The 18,292-nt window shown below is 57.9% G+C and carries 18 protein-coding genes; 11 read left to right on the top strand and 7 right to left on the bottom strand.

Translation table 11 applies throughout. The features are described from left to right. The first annotated feature begins 43 nt into the window (after positions 1-43). From folD to MPRO_RS23410, 3 genes are all read left to right on the top strand, one after another. A complete protein-coding gene (folD, locus tag MPRO_RS23420; protein ID WP_067298735.1) occupies positions 44-946 on the top strand; it encodes a bifunctional methylenetetrahydrofolate dehydrogenase/methenyltetrahydrofolate cyclohydrolase FolD in 903 nt (300 codons plus the stop codon). Between the two features lie 139 nt (positions 947-1,085). Then, positions 1,086-1,601 (top strand): cyclic nucleotide-binding domain-containing protein, encoded by a 516-nt coding sequence (locus MPRO_RS23415; protein WP_067298734.1) that lies wholly within the window; start codon positions 1,086-1,088, stop codon positions 1,599-1,601. Between the two features lie 145 nt (positions 1,602-1,746). Then, on the top strand, positions 1,747-3,558 hold the full coding sequence (locus MPRO_RS23410) for an ABCB family ABC transporter ATP-binding protein/permease (protein WP_067298733.1): 1,812 nt from the start codon (positions 1,747-1,749) through the stop codon (positions 3,556-3,558). Here MPRO_RS23410 and MPRO_RS23405 read toward each other — a convergent pair whose 3' ends face one another. From MPRO_RS23405 to MPRO_RS23395, 3 genes are all read right to left on the bottom strand, one after another. Then, positions 3,559-5,265, bottom strand: a complete 1,707-nt coding sequence (locus tag MPRO_RS23405) for a SulP family inorganic anion transporter (RefSeq protein ID WP_067298732.1) — start codon at positions 5,263-5,265, stop codon at positions 3,559-3,561. It abuts the gene before it with no gap. A gap of 142 nt (positions 5,266-5,407) precedes the next feature. After that, positions 5,408-5,713, bottom strand: coding sequence for an HlyU family transcriptional regulator (locus tag MPRO_RS23400; RefSeq protein WP_067298731.1), 306 nt, complete (start codon positions 5,711-5,713; stop codon positions 5,408-5,410). Positions 5,714-5,841: 128 nt separating this feature from the next. Continuing rightward, positions 5,842-6,063 carry an acetyltransferase gene (locus MPRO_RS23395; protein ID WP_067298730.1) on the bottom strand — a complete coding sequence of 74 codons (222 nt, stop codon included), beginning with the start codon at positions 6,061-6,063 and terminating at the stop codon, positions 5,842-5,844. Positions 6,064-6,546: 483 nt separating this feature from the next. Between MPRO_RS23395 and MPRO_RS23390 the strand changes: the two genes are divergently transcribed. Together MPRO_RS23390 and MPRO_RS23385 are read left to right on the top strand one after the other, a co-directional pair. After that, complete coding sequence (locus MPRO_RS23390; RefSeq protein WP_067298729.1) at positions 6,547-7,287, top strand: aspartate/glutamate racemase family protein; 741 nt, start codon at positions 6,547-6,549, stop codon at positions 7,285-7,287. Positions 7,288-7,442: 155 nt separating this feature from the next. Next, positions 7,443-8,804 carry an NCS1 family transporter gene (locus MPRO_RS23385; protein WP_067298728.1) on the top strand — a complete coding sequence of 454 codons (1,362 nt, stop codon included), beginning with the start codon at positions 7,443-7,445 and terminating at the stop codon, positions 8,802-8,804. Between the two features lie 118 nt (positions 8,805-8,922). On the opposite strand, the gene MPRO_RS23380 is transcribed toward MPRO_RS23385, so the two are convergent. Next, positions 8,923-9,573 (bottom strand): glutathione S-transferase family protein, encoded by a 651-nt coding sequence (locus tag MPRO_RS23380; protein WP_067298727.1) that lies wholly within the window; start codon positions 9,571-9,573, stop codon positions 8,923-8,925. Between the two features lie 521 nt (positions 9,574-10,094). On the opposite strand from MPRO_RS23380, the gene MPRO_RS23375 reads away from it, so the two are divergent. Continuing rightward, complete coding sequence (locus MPRO_RS23375) at positions 10,095-10,466, top strand: YMGG-like glycine zipper-containing protein (protein ID WP_067298726.1); 372 nt, start codon at positions 10,095-10,097, stop codon at positions 10,464-10,466. A gap of 120 nt (positions 10,467-10,586) precedes the next feature. Here the strand turns inward: MPRO_RS23375 and MPRO_RS23370 are convergent, their stop codons facing one another. After that, positions 10,587-11,255 carry a YceH family protein gene (locus MPRO_RS23370; RefSeq protein ID WP_067298725.1) on the bottom strand — a complete coding sequence of 223 codons (669 nt, stop codon included), beginning with the start codon at positions 11,253-11,255 and terminating at the stop codon, positions 10,587-10,589. A 159-nt stretch (positions 11,256-11,414) separates the two neighbouring features. Here MPRO_RS23370 and MPRO_RS23365 point away from each other — a divergent pair, with 159 nt between their 5' ends. The 3 genes from MPRO_RS23365 to MPRO_RS23355 all read left to right on the top strand — a co-directional run bounded on the left by MPRO_RS23365 (position 11,415) and on the right by MPRO_RS23355 (position 14,246). Then, on the top strand, positions 11,415-12,617 hold the full coding sequence (locus MPRO_RS23365; RefSeq protein WP_067298724.1) for a glycine C-acetyltransferase: 1,203 nt from the start codon (positions 11,415-11,417) through the stop codon (positions 12,615-12,617). A gap of 24 nt (positions 12,618-12,641) precedes the next feature. After that, positions 12,642-13,670, top strand: coding sequence for an L-threonine 3-dehydrogenase (tdh, locus tag MPRO_RS23360; RefSeq protein ID WP_067298723.1), 1,029 nt, complete (start codon positions 12,642-12,644; stop codon positions 13,668-13,670). A 114-nt stretch (positions 13,671-13,784) separates the two neighbouring features. Continuing rightward, a complete protein-coding gene (locus MPRO_RS23355) occupies positions 13,785-14,246 on the top strand; it encodes an LEA/WHy family protein (protein WP_067298722.1) in 462 nt (153 codons plus the stop codon). Between the two features lie 137 nt (positions 14,247-14,383). On the opposite strand, the gene ppa is transcribed toward MPRO_RS23355, so the two are convergent. Continuing rightward, a complete protein-coding gene (gene ppa, locus MPRO_RS23350; protein ID WP_067298721.1) occupies positions 14,384-14,917 on the bottom strand; it encodes an inorganic diphosphatase in 534 nt (177 codons plus the stop codon). A 119-nt stretch (positions 14,918-15,036) separates the two neighbouring features. Then, positions 15,037-16,011 (bottom strand): class 1 fructose-bisphosphatase, encoded by a 975-nt coding sequence (locus MPRO_RS23345; protein ID WP_067298720.1) that lies wholly within the window; start codon positions 16,009-16,011, stop codon positions 15,037-15,039. Between the two features lie 172 nt (positions 16,012-16,183). Here MPRO_RS23345 and mpl point away from each other — a divergent pair, with 172 nt between their 5' ends. Both mpl and MPRO_RS23335 read left to right on the top strand, forming a co-directional pair. Next, the gene (mpl, locus tag MPRO_RS23340) at positions 16,184-17,593 is read left to right on the top strand and encodes a UDP-N-acetylmuramate:L-alanyl-gamma-D-glutamyl-meso-diaminopimelate ligase (RefSeq protein ID WP_067298719.1); all 1,410 of its coding nucleotides are present in this window, start codon (positions 16,184-16,186) and stop codon (positions 17,591-17,593) included. Continuing rightward, positions 17,590-18,219, top strand: a complete 630-nt coding sequence (locus MPRO_RS23335) for a flavin prenyltransferase UbiX (RefSeq protein ID WP_067298718.1) — start codon at positions 17,590-17,592, stop codon at positions 18,217-18,219. Before mpl ends, MPRO_RS23335 begins: the two co-directional genes overlap by 4 nt. The last annotated feature ends 73 nt before the right edge of the window (positions 18,220-18,292 follow it).

The raw sequence follows: 18,292 nt of genomic DNA, 5'->3' as shown, positions 1-18,292 counted from the left end.
CCTTAGCGGACCCACAGCTACCTGCAGCATAAGGGGACAACAGATGAGCGAACTCGCACAGCATCAGCAACTGGCCACCTCTCAGGCAGCCGTGATTGACGGCAAGGCTTTTGCCGCCCAGGTACGGGGTCAGGTGAAAATCGGGGCAGAGGCTTTCAGCGCTTTAACGGGGCGTCGGCCTGGCCTTGCGGTTGTGCTGGTGGGTTCAGATGCTGCCAGCCAGGTATATGTGCGGACCAAGGTGCGCCAGGCCGCAGAAGCCGGTATTGAGTCCTTTGCGCATCTGCTGGATGTCACCACGACCCAGGCACAGTTGCTGGCCCTGATCGACTCACTGAATGCGGACGAATCCGTCGACGGCATTCTGGTGCAGTTGCCGCTGCCCGCCGGGCTGGACGAGGCGGCGGTGATAGAGGCGATTGATCCTGCCAAGGATGTGGATGGGTTCCATCCCGTTAATGTCGGGCGTCTGAGTGCTGGTCAGCCGTCACTGGTGCCCTGTACGCCACTGGGCTGCCTGTTGCTGCTGCAGGACCGTCTCGGTGATCTGTCCGGTCTCAAGGCGGTGGTGGTGGGGCGCTCCAATATAGTCGGCAAACCCATGGGCCAACTGCTGCTTAATGCCAACTGCACGGTAACGATTGTTCATTCACGCAGCCGTGATCTGGCTGCTGAGTGTCGCCAGGCAGATATTCTGGTGGTGGCGGTGGGGCGCCCCGGCATGATTACGGCGGATCACATCAAGCCCGGCGCCACTGTGCTGGATGTGGGCATCAATCGGCTGCTCGACGAGTCTGGCAGTTCCCGCCTGGTCGGCGATGTTGATTTTGCTGCCGTCAGCGCCCTAGCAGGTGCCCTGACGCCGGTGCCGGGCGGCATTGGGCCCATGACGGTGGCCTGTTTGCTGCGCAATACTCTGACGGCGGCGCAGCTGCGCCGCGCCTGAGAGCAGCACACCTTTGCATAAACCCTGAGCGCCAGTGCATAGCCACAGGCGTGCAGGGGTTGCTGGCATATCCTGCTCGGCACTATAGTCAGGGTTGTCACTGGGCTGTTTACAGGCTCGGTCCTGCGGGATTTTGCTGATGAAAACGCTGGAAGTCGATTTTGTCACTGAGTGGCTCGGTCGAGCCTATTTTCACGACCTCTCAACCTTTGGTGCGCTGTCCGAGGCGGCGGTGCGCTTTTTGCTCTGCGGTGGGCGTTTGCTGCAGTTGCAACAGGGGGATCTGCTGTACCGTGCCGGTGATCCTGCGGCCGAGTTTTATGTGGTGCTGCACGGCGATCTGAGCTTCTACAAGCAGTCCGAGGGGCAGGATGTACTGACGCGGCATTTTCAGCGCGGCGAGCTGCTGGGCTTCGATGGCATGATTGGGTTGCACGCCCGTTCAGGTACCGCGGTGGCAGGCGAGGAAGTGGTGGTGCTGGAGGTCGGCAGCGCGCTGTTTTTCGACCTGCATACGCTTTTCCCCGCCGACTTTGGCCTCATGATGATCAACTTGTCGCGCGAACTGTCGCGGGAGATCGCGCTGCTGGAGAATGTGATTGGGCAGAGCATTGGCTGGCAGTCCCCGCAGGATGAGGCAACCTCCAGTGACTGACCCTGCCGGGCTCCTGTGACGGGACCTGAGCTCAACTCCCTGATGAATCCCCTGACTCATGCTGCTACTTATTACAGAGCCTGCGCGCCGCAGCGGGTATGATGGCTGACTTCAGACTCTTTTCACCCATCAGCAGGGCCGCGCCATGAAACATCGCTCCTATCATCCGGAGGCGGACGATTCCAGCATCAATCTGCAAACCCTCAAGGCGCTGATACCCTATCTGCTGGAATACCGTAGCCGCATTCTGCTGGCGCTGGGCTGTCTGGTGGCGGCCAAGGTCGCCAGCGTCGGCATGCCCTTTATTCTCAAGCATATAGTGGATGCCATGGATGCCGGTGCCGGCACCCTGGTGGCACTGCCCCTGGGGTTGCTGCTGGCCTATGGCTCGGTGCGGTTTGTCAATGTGCTCTTTGGCGAGATCCGCGACACCCTGTTCGGTCGCGTAACCGAGCGGGCCATGCGTCGTATTGGGCTGGCGGTATTCAACCATCTGCATGCGCTGGAGCTGGATTTTCACCTTAATCGCAGCACCGGCGGTTTGTCGAGGGATATAGAACGCGGCGTGTCCGGCGTCAGTTTCCTGATGCGTTTCATGGTGTTCAACATAGTGCCGACACTGCTGGAAATTGCCCTGGTGATCGGTTTGCTGTTTTACAACTATTCGGCCTGGTTCGCGGTGATCACGCTGGTGGCTGTGGTGGCCTATGTGGCCTATTCGGTGGTCGCCACTGACTGGCGTACCGGTTATGTGCGGGCCGCCAACAAGGCTGACTCACAAAGCAATTCGCGGGCCGTGGACAGCCTGCTGAACTACGAAACGGTCAAATACTTCACCAACGAGAGCTATGAAGCCGGCCGTTACGACAGTGATCTGGAAGAGTGGGAAGTGGCCAGGCGCAAGAACCGCCTGACGCTCTTTGCCCTAAATGGGGGTCAGGCGCTGATTATTGGCCTGGCAATGACCGCCATGATGGTGCTGGCCGGGCGCAATGTGGTGGCGGGCAACATGACGCTGGGCGACTTTGTACTGATCAATGCCTTCATGATGCAGCTGTTTATGCCGCTGAATTTTCTGGGCTTTGTCTATCGGGAAATGAAAGGTTCCCTGGCCAACATCGAGCGCATGTTTGCCCTGATGCGCCGCACGCCTGCGGTCATGGATGCGGCCGATGCCAAAACACTGCAGATCAGCCGCGGCGAGATTGAGTTTCGCGGTGTCGACTTTGGTTATGGCCCAGACCGGCAGATACTCAATGGCATCAACCTGCGCGTGCGGCCGCGACAGAAGGTGGCGGTGGTGGGGGCCAGCGGCTCCGGCAAGTCTACCCTGGTAAAGCTGTTGTTCCGTTTTTACGACGTGGGCACCGGGGCTGTGCTGATCGACGGTCAGGATATCCGCTCGGTGAGCCAGGACTCGCTGCGCCGCGCCATCGGTATAGTGCCGCAGGATACGGTGCTGTTTAACGCTTCTATCTATGAAAACATTCGCTATGGCCGTATTGATGCTACCGAAGCGGAGGTGAAAGAGGCCATTCGGCTGGCGCATCTGGATGATTTTATCGCCCGTCTGCCCAACGGGCACGACACCCTGGTAGGAGAGCGCGGACTCAAGCTCAGTGGCGGTGAAAAGCAGCGCGTCGCCATCGCCCGCACCATTCTCAAGCGCCCGCCTATTCTGGTGTTCGATGAGGCGACCTCATCCCTGGATAGCCGTTCGGAGCGCAGTATTCTGCAGGCCATTCGCGAGGTCTCCCGTGGTCAGACCAGTCTGGTGATAGCCCATCGCCTGTCCACCATTGTTGATGCGGATCATATTGTAGTCATGCAGGAGGGGCGCATCGTTGAGCAGGGCAGCCACGAAGCACTGCTGGCGCAAGGCGGCAGCTATGCGCACCTGTGGCAGATTCAGCAGCAAAAACAGCATGAACCCGCCGGTGACGAGGTTGCGGGCTAGTTAAGCCCTTGTGCTCAGTGCCTGCCAGGCCTGGTAGGTGCTCAGAAAGATGCGCCCGCTCAGGTGCTGCAGGAAGTCGCTGTTGCGCAGAGCATCCGTCACAGGCCCTTTTACCTCGCTCAGGTGCAACTCAATGCCTGCGTCCTGCAGGCGGGCGTTAATGGCCTCCAGTGCTTCCAGTGCCGAGGCATCTATATGATTGACCGCAGGACACATCAAAATCAGGTGTCGCAGTGATTTCTGCGCCGCCATCTGGGCGTAGATGCGGTCTTCCAGAAAGCGGGTATTGGCAAAATAGAGCCCTTCATCGATGCGCAGAATACAGAGCGAAGGGTCAGTTTCAACCTGGTGGCGCTCTACGTTGCGAAAGTGCTCGCTGTCGGGGACTCGGCCGACAATGGCGCTGTGGGGGCGGCTGGTGCGGTGCAGATAGAGCAGCAGTGACAGCACAACGCCGATGATAACCCCCGAGGTCACGCCTGTGATCAAGGTTGCCAGCAGTGTCGCCAGCAGAGCCAGTCCATCGTGACGCGAATAGCGCCAGGTGCGCGGGAGGGCGCCAAGGTCCACCAGGCTGAGCACGGCCACCATGATGGTGGCGGCCAGTACGCTCAGTGGCAGGAAGTAAATCAGTGGCGTCAGAAAGAGTGTCGCCAGCGCAATTCCGACCGCGGTAAAGGCACCCGCGGCAGGGGTGGCGGCACCGGCATCGAAATTTACCACGGAGCGGGAAAAACCGCCGGTCACCGGGAAGCCGCCGGACAGCGACGAGGCGATATTGCAGGCTCCAAGGCCGATCAGTTCCTGGTCTGGATCAATACGCTGACGGCGTTTGGCGGCCAGGGTTTGCGCCACCGAGACCGACTCCACAAAGCCGATGGTACTGATCAGCAGTGCCGGCACCCACAGCTGCTCAAGCAGCGTCAGCGATATGGAGGGAACGGTCAGGGCGGGCAGACCAGCAGGCACAGCTCCAAGAATTCGCAGTCCCTGGGTATCCAGGTTTAGCCAGGCGGTCAGGGCCGTCGCGCTTATCACGGTGATTATAGGGCCGGCTTTGGCAATAAGGTCGGCAAGCTGCAGCGGGCATCCGAGGCGCAGCAGTGCGGGTTTGAGCCAGCGGCGTACCAGCAGCAGAAACATCACGCAACCGGCCCCAAGCGTAAGCGTTATACCGTGAATACTGTGGCGGTTTTGCCACAGGCTTTGCAGCAGTTCCCACAAGTTGTGCCCCGAGGCTTCAACCCCCAGCAGATGCTGTAACTGGCTGGCGGCGATAATCAGGCCAGAGGCTGAAATAAACCCCGATATCACCGGATGACTCAGGAAGTTGGCGACAAACCCGAGTCGTAACAGCCCCATGGTCAGCAGCATCAGGCCGCTAATCAGTGCCAGCAGGATGGCCGCGTTGAGGTAGCCGATACTGCCCTGCAGTGCGATTTGTCCCACTACGGCGGCGGTCATCAGGGAGACCACGGCTACGGGGCCCACGGCCAGGGTGCGGCTGGTGCCAAAGAGGGCATAGGCGATCAGTGGCAGTATGCTGGCGTAAAGGCCGGCTTCGGCAGGCAGGCCTGCCAGCAGGGCGTAGGCCAGTGACTGCGGGATTAGCATGATGGTGACGATGACGGCCGCCAGCAGATCAGCCGCAAGGTCAGTGCGTTTGTAGCCGGGCAGCCATTGCAGTATGGGAAAGTAACGTTGCATGGCGCACCGGGTACCTTGCTGACAGGGGGGCATCAGTTTAGCGGATATTCAATTTAGCGATAGGCTTATTCTTATTTTGAATATAGGTGGCGACAGAGACATGGGCCTGGATGGATCTGCTACAGGCCCATCCGGCAGGGGCTCAGCTTTCCGGGAACAGGCTGTCGCCCAGAGTATCGATAGCATTCTGGGCTTTTTGCAGGGTGATTTCGTTGCACAGGTCTCGGCTTGGTGCCTGATCTGCACGAATAAAAACATGCTCGCGAGTTTCGCCGTCCACTGTCTTGCGAATCAGGCCGCCGACGCCAAATTGGCCACCCAGGTTGCGCGGCTGCAGAAAAATTTCATATCCCTTGTATTCAATGGGCTCGCCGAGGCTTTCGGCTTTCTCGCCCTGGCCGCTGTCGCCCGCCCCCAGTATCCTTTTCAGTAATGTCCCCAGGCCCATCGGGTTCTCCCGTTTCGTGTTTGATGATGTGTGTGCAGTCCGGTGCCCTTTCAGGGGGCGTTTCAGTGCTGCAGCGATGGACAGACGGTAGCCTCTGGTGGGAACAGGAGCAAGGGAATTTAGCCGCCTCAGCGCCTTAGTTCATCGTCGCGGTAATGGGAGTCGGTCCAGCAGCGCGGCAGGCTTTCACCGGAGAGGAAAATCAGATCGCTCTTGTTGAAGTCCTCCGGATCCTGGGCTTCCTCGCCATGATTGTAGCGCCCGGAAATGGATGGGGAGAACGGGTTAAAAAGGTCTGCCAGGGCGAGTATCTCCACCATGTGCCCCGTGGATTTCTGTTTCAGGAACATAACGCACGCCTCCTGCTAATACCGATTGTTGAGCCTGGATTCCCGTTGCTATCGCTCATACGTAGCCTATTGGCTTGAGTGGGAGCCTGCGCCAGAGCCTTTAACACAGCATAGGTGATGTTGATTTGGCGCGCAGTCTATCCCCTGCCAAGTGTTGCGTTCTTGGGTTTGAGTACCGGTATAGCTATCTGGGATAGCGAGAAATTTTTATCAAAGATCCTGGTTCTTCATGCAGCTGTTTCATGTTAATGGGGCTGCAGACACTGATACTGCGCCGGCTTTCAGGCCTTTCCTTTATCTTTAAGCGGTTGAAAAAAAAGCTTTAGTGGTCTTCCTGACGGTGTGGCTTGGCGTCCGTGCCGGCTGTCAAATCGGATTTTTGTCGGCAAAACATTATTGTTAACGATAATGTTATTTATCTTGTGTATTAAATTGTTTTTTTGTAAAACTACATAGGCACCTCAACCAGACGAGAGAGCGACGATGCATATTCGCGTAATAAATCCTAATACGACGGCGAGCATGACCGAGAAGATCGGTGAAGCCGCACAGCATATAGCGGCTCCCGGTACCCGGGTCGTTGCAACCAATCCGCGCAGTGGTCCTGCGTCGATCGAGAGTCATTTCGATGAGGCTATCAGCGCTGTAGGCGTGCTGGAGGAAATACGTGCTGGCGAACTCGAGCAGGCGGATGCTTACATTATCGCCTGCTTTGGCGACCCTGGGCTGCTGGCGGCGCGTGAGCTGACACGGGCGCCGGTGATCGGAATTGCGGAGGCCGCGTTTCACATGGCCACGCTGATAAGCACCCGCTTTTCCATCGTCACGACCCTGGGCCGCACCGGCATCATCGCCGAACACCTGCTGCAGTCTTACGGCTTTGCCCATCACTGCCGGCGAGTACGGGCGGCGGAGATTCCGGTGCTGGACCTGGAAGACGGCGGCAATGCTGCACTGGATCGCATCATCGAGGAATGTCTGCGTGCGAAGGCAGAAGACAACATAGGTGCCATCGTGCTGGGTTGTGGTGGCATGGCGGACCTGCGCCAGCAGATAAGTCAGGAAGTCGGGCTGCCGATCGTCGAGGGAGTCACTGCGGCCATGAAACTGGCGGAATCGCTGGTCAGCCTGGGGCTGGGTACAAGTAAACACGGGGATCTCGCTTTCCCGCGGCCCAAGGCTTTTAGCGGCCAGTTCGAGTATCTGTCTGAGTCTGGGCGCTGAGCTTTTGGTGAAAACAGCTTAGTGACAACAGCTATCGAGACAAGCTGTAAAAAGGCGATTGAGTAAACCGGAGTCGTGTTGGGTGCGCCAAGACAAGCGTCCAGCCGAAATATAATAACAATACGGGCCCAAGGCCTGTTGTATGAGGAAGCATCATGCAAAATGAACAAGTATTAACGGGGGCCGCTTCGGCGCATGAGCCCGTCCAGAGCAAAGCCGCAGGCGAGGAATCACTGGCGCCCCAGGAAACACGCATCATGGGGCGGCTGTCCTATCTGCTGGCCTGGTTCGGTGGCTGTGTCTCCATCGGTACCTTTGCGATGGGTTCCAGCATCGTCGGTACGCTCAACCTGTTGCAGGCCTGTGCGGCCATTGCCATCGGCTGTTTCGTCATCGGTATCGCCCTGGCATTCAACGGCGCCGCTGGTTACAAGTACGGTATTCCCTTTATGGTGCAGGCGCGCAGTGCCTTTGGCTTTGCCGGTACCCGCTTCCCTGGGCTGGTGAGGGCAGTGCCGGCCATTGTCTGGTACGGCTTTCAGAGCTGGATCGGCGCCGGTGCCATTAACGCCGTTTCGGCCAGTCTGTTTGGCTTCGATAATCTGGTGTTTTACTTTGTAGTATTCCAGTTTCTGCAGATCGGTCTGTCGATGCTTGGTTTCCAGGGCATCAAGTGGCTGGAAAACTTCGGCAGTGTCTTCATCCTGGCGTCGCTGGTCTACATGTTCTACAGCGTCATTGACCGCTACGGCGATGAAATTACCACCAATCTGGTGAATATCGAGGGTACCTGGGGCATGCCGTTCTGGGGTGCCACCATGCTGTTTCTGGGTATCTACAGCACCATGATGCTGAACGTGAGTGACTATTCACGCGAGCTCAAAAAGGGCAGTGGCCCGGGTTTGCTAGCCACCTTGTATGCCATGTCTATTCTGCCCTGCACCCTGTTCATGGGCCTGATCGGGCTGATGGTCTCTGGTGCCACCGGTGTATCCGATCCGATTCAAGTGTTTGCCAGTGCGGTGGATAACCAGGCGCTGCTGATCACCACCTTGCTGTTTATTGCCTTTGCCCAGGTCACCACCAACGTGCTGAACAACGTGGTACCGCCGACTTACATCCTGATGGATGTGTTCAAGCTGAAGTTTCGCACCGCCACTATTCTGGTGGGTCTGGCGGCCTTTGGTACCTTCCCCTGGGAATTGGTGAAGGAAGAGTCTTCTGCGGGTCTGCAAACCTTTGTTCAGACTTACTCCGCTTTTCTGGGGCCGATCTTCGCGGTTATGGTAGTGGACTACTTCATCCTGCGTCGTCGCACTCTGGATATTTCGAAGCTATATGACGAGAAGGGTCCTTACCGGGGTGTGAACTATGCTGCCATCATTGCGTCGCTCGTCGGTGCCGTGATCGCACTCTGGTTCTCATCCATTTCCTGGTATGCCAGCCTGATTCCAGCCGGTGTCACCTACTACCTGTTGATGAATAACTGGGCGGCCTGTGCACGTTTTCGTGACTGATGGCAGCGGGCCTGTACGCTGGGCCTGACTGAGTATTCCTGCATAATGCGAAACGCCGGCCCCAGGGCCGGCGTTTCGCCGTTTACGTTATGCAGTGTTGCGTACTGTTAAGACGCAGCTAAGCCTGTTTCGCCATCATGGCTTCGCGGACTTTTTTCTGGGCCGCCAGCACCGTCAGGCTGTGTTCCCGCGCAGCAGCACGCTGCATCCAGTTGGCCAGTTCAGGTTCCTGCGCCAGAATGTCCCAGTCGTACACGGGTTTGATGATGGCGAGTACCAGGCCCATGATATGCAGCAGGGCAATGTCGGCAAGGCTGAATTCAGTGCCTGCAACCCAGGGCTCAAAGCGAGCAATGCGCTTGAGGGCTGTCAGATTCTTCTCAAGCGCGGGTCGCACCTCATCAAAGGCTTGTTGTGGCAGTGGGGCGCCGAAGATCACGTGCCCCAGCAGTCGGCGCGCAGGTCCATCGAGATACAGCTCGGCGTACTTGATGATTTCGCGGGTCTTGGCACGCTGATAGGCATCGCCCGGCAGCAGGCTAGGGGTTGGGTGAGTTTCTTCCAGATACTCGATAATGGCTAGCGACTCAGATAAAAAGCCCTCGGGTGTTTCGAGGCAGGGAATCTTGCCCATCGGGCTCTTGGTCAGAAAGCTCGCGTCCTGCGATGGAGGTGCCGTGATTTCTTCGAAGGCGATGCCTTTTTCCAGCATGGCCTGCTTGACGATGTTGTAGTAGTTGCTGAGCGCAACGCCGTGAAGTTTTAGCATGGGTTACAGGTCCTTCCTGGTCGATTGGTCTGAAGTTGCCCGGGAGCATTAGACAGACAGTGCAGAGGGTGACTCGTTCCCTGTGCGCAGCTCGCTACAAATAGCTCCACAGCAAGGCTGTCCGGTCATCATCATGGACCCGATTGGAAAAACTGGCCAGTCCGCAATGATTGATGAGCTTTAGTGAAAGCCTCTGTGTCGGTATCTCGAGACGTCTGGCATCTGCAGGCGGGTGGCTTTAAAATGCGCGCCTTCATGTTTTGTTCAGTGTTGTTGTTGTTAAATAGGCGCTATTGAGAGACAGGGCAGCAGTTTTTATTTGATTATATTGCTACCTGTTTCATTTAAATGAGAGCCATTCAAATTGGTGCTTGTTTAAAATGTGAAGGTTGTTGCGACAAGACTCAGTTGCAGATTTTAAAACTGTTTAAACTATTGAGGCGGCTGTTAATTCAACGCTTTCACTAAGCTCTTCCATTTTTTTGTTTCGCATAACTCTGGATATCCCGAAGGAGATTCCCATGAAAAAGTCTCTGTTTGCCATAGTGCTTGTATCGCTGCTGCCCGTTATGGCAATGGCCGGCAACAACCTGACCGTTGACTCTGCCATCGGTGGTGCCCTGGGTGGCGCAGTAGGCGGTGCTCTGGGGGCTGAAGTAGGTGGTCGTGATGGCGCCATTATTGGCGCCGGTGTCGGAGCGGCTGTGGGTACCTCGATCAATACCCAGGGGCATCGCAGTGATTATCGTGAAACCAGTTATGAGCGTCGTGAAGTCTATTACTATGACGACGATGATCACGATCATAAGCACAAGAAATACAAAAAACACAAAAAACATCATAACGACGGGCACTTTTGCCCGCCGGGGCAGCACAAAAAAGGTCACTGTTAACTGACCAAATAAAAAAGCCGGAAGGGGAAACCTTTCCGGCTTTTTTATTGTGCAAGTGTGGCTGTGATTCTTTGTTTCCCTCGCACCTCGCACCTCGCACCTTTTCCAGGCTTGCGGTTGTCAGGTGGTCAGCTCTTCGAGCAGGGCTTCGAGCTCGGCAACCTTGGCCTTGAGTTCGAGGACCTCCTGTTCCAGCTGCTCAATGCGGCCGCTGCCTTCTGGCTCGTGGGCAGCTCTTGGCTCCGACAGGGGAGGCGGTGCCTTCTGGCCCGGCTCAATATCGCCATTGAACAGATGGGCATAGCGCGATTCCCGCTTGCCGGGTTCCCGTGCAAGCTTGACGATAAAGGGGCCATCGTCCCGGGTCATGAGCTTGTAAAGTACCTTCTCGACCTTGAGTACATCATCAAAACTACACAGTCGGTTGGTGCGAGTACGCAGTTCGCCAGGGGTTTGGGGGCCGCGCAGGAACATGACGCAGAGGATGCCGAGTTCCTGTTCGCTGAACTGAAGTACGCCGAATTCGGTATTGCAGAAGCGGTGCTTGTATTTCTGTACCCGGCTACCGAAGCCGGATTCTTCCTTGACCATGCGCAGCTGGGTCAGTTCATCCAGGGTTTGCTGCACAGTGCCTTCATCCAGGTCTAGCACCGGGTCACGGTTGCTTTTCTGGTTGCAGGCCATGGTGAGGGCGTTCAGTGACAGCGGATACTGATCCGGTGTGGTGATCTCCTTCTCGATCAGCGCGCCTATGACTCGGGTCTGGTAGAGCGACAGATTCAGGTCCATGGGTACTCCTTATTCAACCGCAGACAGATAGTGCTTGAGAGTAAAGTTAAACGGGAACTTTGACCAGCCTTGCGCGGGAGCCATGTGACTAAGGTTGCGGGCTGCTATGGTTTTGGCAGCAGGTTTTTTCCCGAAATTCGGCTAAGGCGGGAGTACAGCATGGACAATGCCTTTCTAGGTCGGCTGCAAAGCCGACTGGATACACTCAGCGATGCGGGCTTTTTCAAGACCGAGCGAGTTATCGACAGTGCGCAGTCTCCCCTGATCCGCCTGGCCGGCGGTGATCAGGTACTTAATTTCTGTGCCAATAATTATCTGGGGCTCGCGAATGATGAGCGCCTGGTGGAGGCCGCGGTGCAGGGGCTGGAACACCAGGGTTTTGGCATGGCCTCGGTGCGCTTTATCTGTGGTACCCAGCAGCCGCACAAGGACCTGGAAGCCGCGCTGTCGGCATTCCTGGGTACCGACGACTGCATTCTCTATTCCAGCTGTTTCGATGCCAATGGCGGCCTGTTCGAGACACTGCTAGAGGCCGAGGATGCAGTGATCTCCGATGAGCTGAATCATGCGTCCATTATCGACGGGGTACGTTTGTGCAAGGCGAGTCGTTACCGCTATCGCAACAATGACATGGCTGATCTGGAAGCCCAGTTGCAGGCAGCCGATGCCGCGGGCGCGCGCTTCAAGCTAATCGCCACCGACGGGGTCTTTTCCATGGACGGGGTGGTCGCCGATCTGCGCGGTATCTGTGATCTGGCTGAGCGTTATGGTGCCCAGGTGATGGTGGATGATTCCCATGCGGTGGGCTTTGTCGGCAAGGGTGGGCGCGGCACTGTGGAGCATTGTGGCGTTGAGGGACGGGTCGATATCATTACCGGCACTCTGGGCAAGGCGCTCGGGGGCGCTTCCGGTGGCTTTACCGCCGGGCGGCGCGAAATAGTCGCGCTGCTGCGTCAACTGTCGCGGCCCTACCTGTTTTCCAACAGTCTGGCACCCAGCATCGTCAGCGCATCGTTGCGGGTGCTGCAACTGCTCCAAAGCGCCGAGGGCGCAGCCCTGCGAGCCCAATTGCAGCGCAATACGGCACGCTTTCGCGCAGGTCTGCAGGCAGCGGGCTTTACCCTTGCTGGCGCCGGCCATCCGATTATCCCCGTCATGCTGGGGGATGCTGCCCTGGCGGCGCGTATGGCCGACGCACTCTTGCAGGAGGGTGTCTATGTGATCGGCTTTAGCTTCCCGGTGGTTCCCAAAGGCAAGGCGCGCATTCGGACCCAGATGAGCGCCGCCCATACCGATACCCAGATCGATGCCGCCATAGGCGCTTTTGCCCGGGTGGGGCAGGCGCTGGGGGTGCTGTCATGAGGATACAGCCATGAGGACTCAGTCATGAAAGCGCTGGCCAAACTGCAGGCAGGCCCTGGGCTGAGCCTGATTCGAACGCGCATGCCCAAGGTCGGGCACAACGATGTGATGATCAAAATCCGCAAGACGGCTATCTGCGGCACCGACATGCATATCTGGAACTGGGACGACTGGGCGCAAAAGACGATTCCAGTGCCCATGCATGTAGGGCATGAATATGTGGGAAAGATCGTCAAAATCGGCCAGGAGGTGCGCGGCTTCGAGATCGGTGACCGGGTGTCGGGGGAGGGGCATATAACCTGCGGTGCCTGTCGCAACTGTCGTGCCGGCAGGCGGCACCTGTGTCGAAATTCGGTGGGAGTGGGGGTGAATCGCGAGGGTGCCTTTGCCGAGTATCTGGTCATTCCCGCTTTCAATGCGTTTCGTATTCCGCCCGATGTGTCGGATGATCTGGCGGCGATATTCGATCCGTTTGGCAATGCGACCCATACGGCGCTGAGCTTTAATCTGGTGGGGGAGGATGTGCTGATCACCGGCGCGGGCCCCATTGGTATTATGGCGGTGGCTATTGCCCGCCATGTGGGAGCGCGTACGGTGGTAATCACCGATGTAAACGATTACCGCTTAGGGCTGGCGACGCAGATGGGGGCGACCCGCGCGGTGAATGTGCAGCGCCAGTCACTGACTGATGTGATGCAGGATCTGCATATGCTGGAGGGCTTTGATGTCGGGCTGGAGATGTCCGGCGTGCCAGCGGCGTTCACCGACATGCTGGCGCACATGAACCACGGCGGCAAGATCGCCCTGCTGGGCATCCCTCCGGGCAATACCGCGATTGACTGGAACCAGGTGATTTTCAAGGGGCTGGAGATAAAGGGTATCTACGGGCGTGAAATGTTTGAAACCTGGTACAAGATGGTGGCCATGCTGCAAAGTGGACTCAACCTGGCGCCGGTCATTACCCATCACTTCAAGGTGGATGAGTTCGAGGCGGGCTTTGCCGCCATGCAGTCGGGCCTGAGCGGCAAGGTAATTCTCGACTGGACCGCCTGAGGGAAGTCCGCGTCTGCGCGCCGCATTGTGGCGTTCAGACGAGGGCTGCGATACTGTGCAGCACTTGCCGTCCAAGAGATGGCCCCTGAAACGAACACGCTGGAGACTCAAGCAATGTTGAGCCTTAAACGGGCACTGCTGGTGCTGTGGATATTAATGCTGGGTGGCTGTGCCGCAGTACAGTCTGATTTCGAAAAGCCGCAGGTTTCGGTCACTTCCTTCAGGTCCTTGCCCTCCGAAGGCATGGCGCCGCGTTTTCTGATCGGGCTGCATATTATCAATCCCAACCGGGAGGCGATCAGTCTGCAGGGCATCAGTTACCAGGTGTCGCTGGAAGGGCGCAAGCTGCTCAACGGCGTGGCCAATGATCTGCCCGAGGTGCCGGCCTACGGTGAGGCGGACTTCAGTGTGACTGCTACGGCGGATCTGCTGAACGGCTTCAGGCTGCTGACCGATCTGCTGCAGTCCAGGCGTGACAGTGTGAACTATGAGTTGAATGCGCGGCTTGATCTGGGCGGCTACCTGCCCTACGTCAATGTGGTGGAAAGCGGGAAGTTGAACTTGGGCACGCTCTGATGGGCGTGGGTCAAGATGTGTGCGGGGTCTGATCAGAGGCTCTTGCTGGAGGCTCTTGCAGGCAGTTGGCTAAGGCAAAGTGTTAAAGCAGTGCCGGGTGGGCCCTGAGGGCTCCACCCGGCAGAGTGCGACAAGTCTTACTTGGCGGCTTCGTAAGCGGCGGCGGCCTCAACGATAGCAGCACGCGCGGCATCGGCATTCGCCCAGCCTTCAACCTTGACCCATTTGCCTTTTTCGAGAGTTTTGTAGTTCTCGAAGAAGTGGGATATCTGATCCAGCAACAGCTTGGGCAGGTCTTCAACGTCCTTGACGTCGTTGTAGGCCTGGCTCAGCTTTTCGTGGGGCACGGCGATGAGCTTGGCATCTTCGCCAGCTTCGTCGGTCATGTTCAGCACACCCACAGGGCGGCAGCGAATCACGGAGCCCGTGATGACCGGGTGCGGGGTCAGAACCAGCACGTCCAGCGCATCGCCATCATCGGCCAGGGTGTTGTTGATGTAGCCATAGTTGGCCGGGTAAAACATGGGGGCAGCCATGAAGCGGTCAACGAAGACGGCATCGGCATCCTTGTCGATCTCATATTTGACCGGGGAACTTTGGGCCGGAATTTCGATGATCACGTACAGATCGTTCGGCAGGTCTTTACCGGCAGGCACTTTAGCAAAGCTCATGCGTATCTTCCTGTTAGCAGTTTAAAGGTCGGGACTGAATGCAGTGGGGGATTATAGTCACAGACGGCCGTTCAGTTATATTCGACTTATGGCCGTCTGGTTCTGTGCATCCGGATAAATTATTTGTCCGTGCGGTGATAGCTCAGCAGAGCTTCCACTTCGTCACTTGAGCCCAGGGCGATGGAGACGCGTTCGTGTATCTCTTTTGGCTGGACGTCAAGGATCGGAGCGTAACAGGTGCTGGCAATGCCACCGGCCTGTTCTATCAGCAAGCTCATGGGGTTGCCTTCGTACATCAGGCGCAGCTTGCCGGGCTTGGCCGGTTCACGCGCGTCCCAGGGATAGCTGAAAATGCCGCCGCGAGTCAGTACACGATGCACTTCGGCCACCATGGAGGCGATCCAGCGCATGTTGTAGTTCTTGTTGCGAGGGCCGTCGCTGCCCAGTAGCAGGTCGCCGATGTAGTTCTGCATGGCCGGTTCCCAGTGACGCTGATTCGACATGTTGATGGCGAACTCGCGGGTCGTCGGCGGAATTTTGACGTTTTCACGGGTAAGGATGAAATCGCCCGTGTGGGCCAGGGTGAAGAAGTTCACGCCCTGGCCTGTGGTCATCGCCAGTACGGCGGAGGGACCGTAAAGTACGTAGCCTGCGGCTACCTGGCGGCGGCCGCTCTGCAGGTAGGTTTTGTGCAGTGCAGGGTCTTCACCGGGGGCCATTTCCAGCACCGAGAAGATGGTGCCGACCGAAACATCGATGTCGATATTGGACGAACCGTCCAGCGGGTCGAAGGTCACCAGGAAGCGGCCATTCGGGTTGCCGGGAACAGGATCGTCTTCCTCTTCCGACGCCAGGCCAGCCACCAGAGGGTTGTCCAGCAGGAGCTGTTTCAGTACATCGTTGGCGATGACATCGAGCTTCTTCTGGGTTTCGCCCTGCACATTGGTATTGTCGGTGGTGCCCAATACGCCGGCCAGCTCACCTTCACGTAGCTGCAGTGCAATTTCCTTGCATGCGACCATCAGCGTGTTGATCAATTCGACCAGTTGTTCGTCAGTCTTCTGGTGTTTCAGGAACTGGCTCAGGAGCTGCATCTTTATGCTTAAACCTTTAGGGTTCTGGAAGGGGGTTTCGGCGCAAAATTATACGGGACTTGGTGGCCATTTGCATGGTTCGGCGGCAAATTTATGCAGATTTAAACGGGTGCGAGCCAGGCCGTAAAACGGGTATCATGCCCCAATTCGATGTTGAACAGGATTCTGTTGCGTGCATATCCATATACTGGGCATTTGCGGCACCTTCATGGGGTCGCTGGCCATTCTGGCCAAGGAACTGGGGCACCGCGTCACGGGCTCCGACGCCAACGTTTATCCGCCCATGAGCACTCAGCTGGAGCAGCAGGGGATCGAGCTGACCCAGGGGTTTGACCCGCTGCAGCTTGAGCCTGCGCCCGATATGGTCATTGTTGGCAATGCCATGTCCCGCGGCAACCCCTGTGTCGAGTATGTGCTCGATCGCGGGCTGCGCTATCAGTCGGGTCCGCAGTGGCTGTCGGAGAACCTGTTGCACGAGCGCTGGGTGCTGGCGGTGGCTGGAACCCACGGCAAGACCACCACGGCCACCATGCTTGCCTGGGTGCTGGAGCACACCGGCATGGCACCGGGCTTTCTGATCGGTGGAGTGCCGAAGGACTTTCCGGTTTCGGCACGCCTAGGGGATTCACCCTTTTTCGTTATCGAAGCTGATGAGTACGACACGGCTTTTTTCGACAAGCGTTCCAAGTTTGTGCATTACCATCCGCGCACGCTGATCCTGAACAATCTTGAATACGATCATGCCGACATTTTTCCCGATCTGGCGGCTATTCAGCGCCAGTTTCATCATCTTGTGCGCATAGTGCCGGGAAATGGCCAGCTGGTGGTGCCCCGGGATCAGCCTGCACTGGACGCGGTTCTCGAGATGGGCTGCTGGTCTGAACTGGTACGCACCGGTGTCGCCGGCGATCCTGATGATGGCGTCAATGGCGGTGATAACACTGATGCGGCCTGGCAGGCGCGCCTGCTGAACGAGGACGGCAGCCGGTTCGAAGTCTGGTTTCAGGGCAAGTGCCAGGGCATCGTCGACTGGGCGCATACCGGCCGGCATAACGTCAGCAATGGCCTGGCGGCGCTGGTGGCGGCGCGCCATGTGGGCGTACGGCCGCAGCACGGCATTGAGGCGCTGTGCCGTTTTGGCGGCGTAAAAAGGCGCATGGAGCTGGTGGGCGAGGTCGGCGGGGTCTGTGTGTACGATGACTTTGCCCACCATCCCACTGCCATCGAAACCACCCTGGCGGGCCTGCGTGCTCGAGTCGGCGAGGCGCCGATCATCGCCGTGGTGGAGCCGCGTTCCAATACCATGCGGCTTGGCGCCCATAGAGCAGCACTCGCGCACTCGATTGCGGCCGCAAGTCAGGTGTACTGGTATCAGCCGCAGGGGCTGGACTGGTCCCTCGATGAGGTGGTGGCGCAGTCGCCGGTGCCAGCGAGTCTGGCACGGGACACTGCGGCCTTGATCGAGGAGCTGGTGCGCCAGGCACGCAGCGGCAGCCATATCCTGGTCATGAGCAATGGCGGCTTTGAGGGTATTCATCTGCGTCTGGTGCAGGCGCTGCGTGAACGGGAGGCCTTGGCATGAGTCAGAGCGATCCGCGCCGCGTCACCCTGGCCATTACCGGAGCCTCAGGGGCTCAGTACGGTCTGCGGCTGCTGCAGTGTCTGGTGGCGGCGGATATTCAGGTCATGCTGATGATTTCCAAGGCAGCCCAGGTGGTGATTGCCACCGAAACCGACCTGGCGTTGCCGGGCCGGCCAGACGAGCAGCAGACCTTTCTGAGTCAGCTCTATGGTGCCAAAGCGGATCAGATTCGGGTGTTCGGGCGCGAACAGTGGATGGCGCCAGTGGCGTCGGGTTCAGGCGCGCCTTCGTCCATGGTGGTCTGTCCCTGCAGCACCGGCTGTCTGTCCGCCATTGCCACCGGTGCCAGCAACAACCTGATCGAACGTGCCGCCGATGTTGCCCTCAAGGAGCGACGTCAGCTGATACTGGTTCCCCGCGAGGCACCCTATTCGGAAATTCACCTGGAGCACATGCTCAAACTTACCCGCATGGGTGTGGTGGTGGTGCCTGCAAGTCCAGGTTTCTACCATAGGCCGCAGTCGGTGGAGGATATGGTGGACTTCATCGTCGCCCGTATTCTCAATCAGCTGGGGGTTGAGCAGGCGTTGTTGCCGCGCTGGGGTGAAGGGTTGCTCTCTTCCTGAGTCTGTTTGCGATAATGAAATGTAACAGTGTCGCGGGTAGAATGCCGGCTGTCGTATCGTCAGGCTGTTGTGC

Source organism: Marinobacterium profundum (assembly GCF_001528745.1).
Lineage (GTDB): Bacteria > Pseudomonadota > Gammaproteobacteria > Pseudomonadales > Balneatricaceae > Marinobacterium_A > Marinobacterium_A profundum.
Note: the sequence above shows the minus strand (reverse complement) of the source record. Positions and strands in the feature narration are given on the sequence as shown.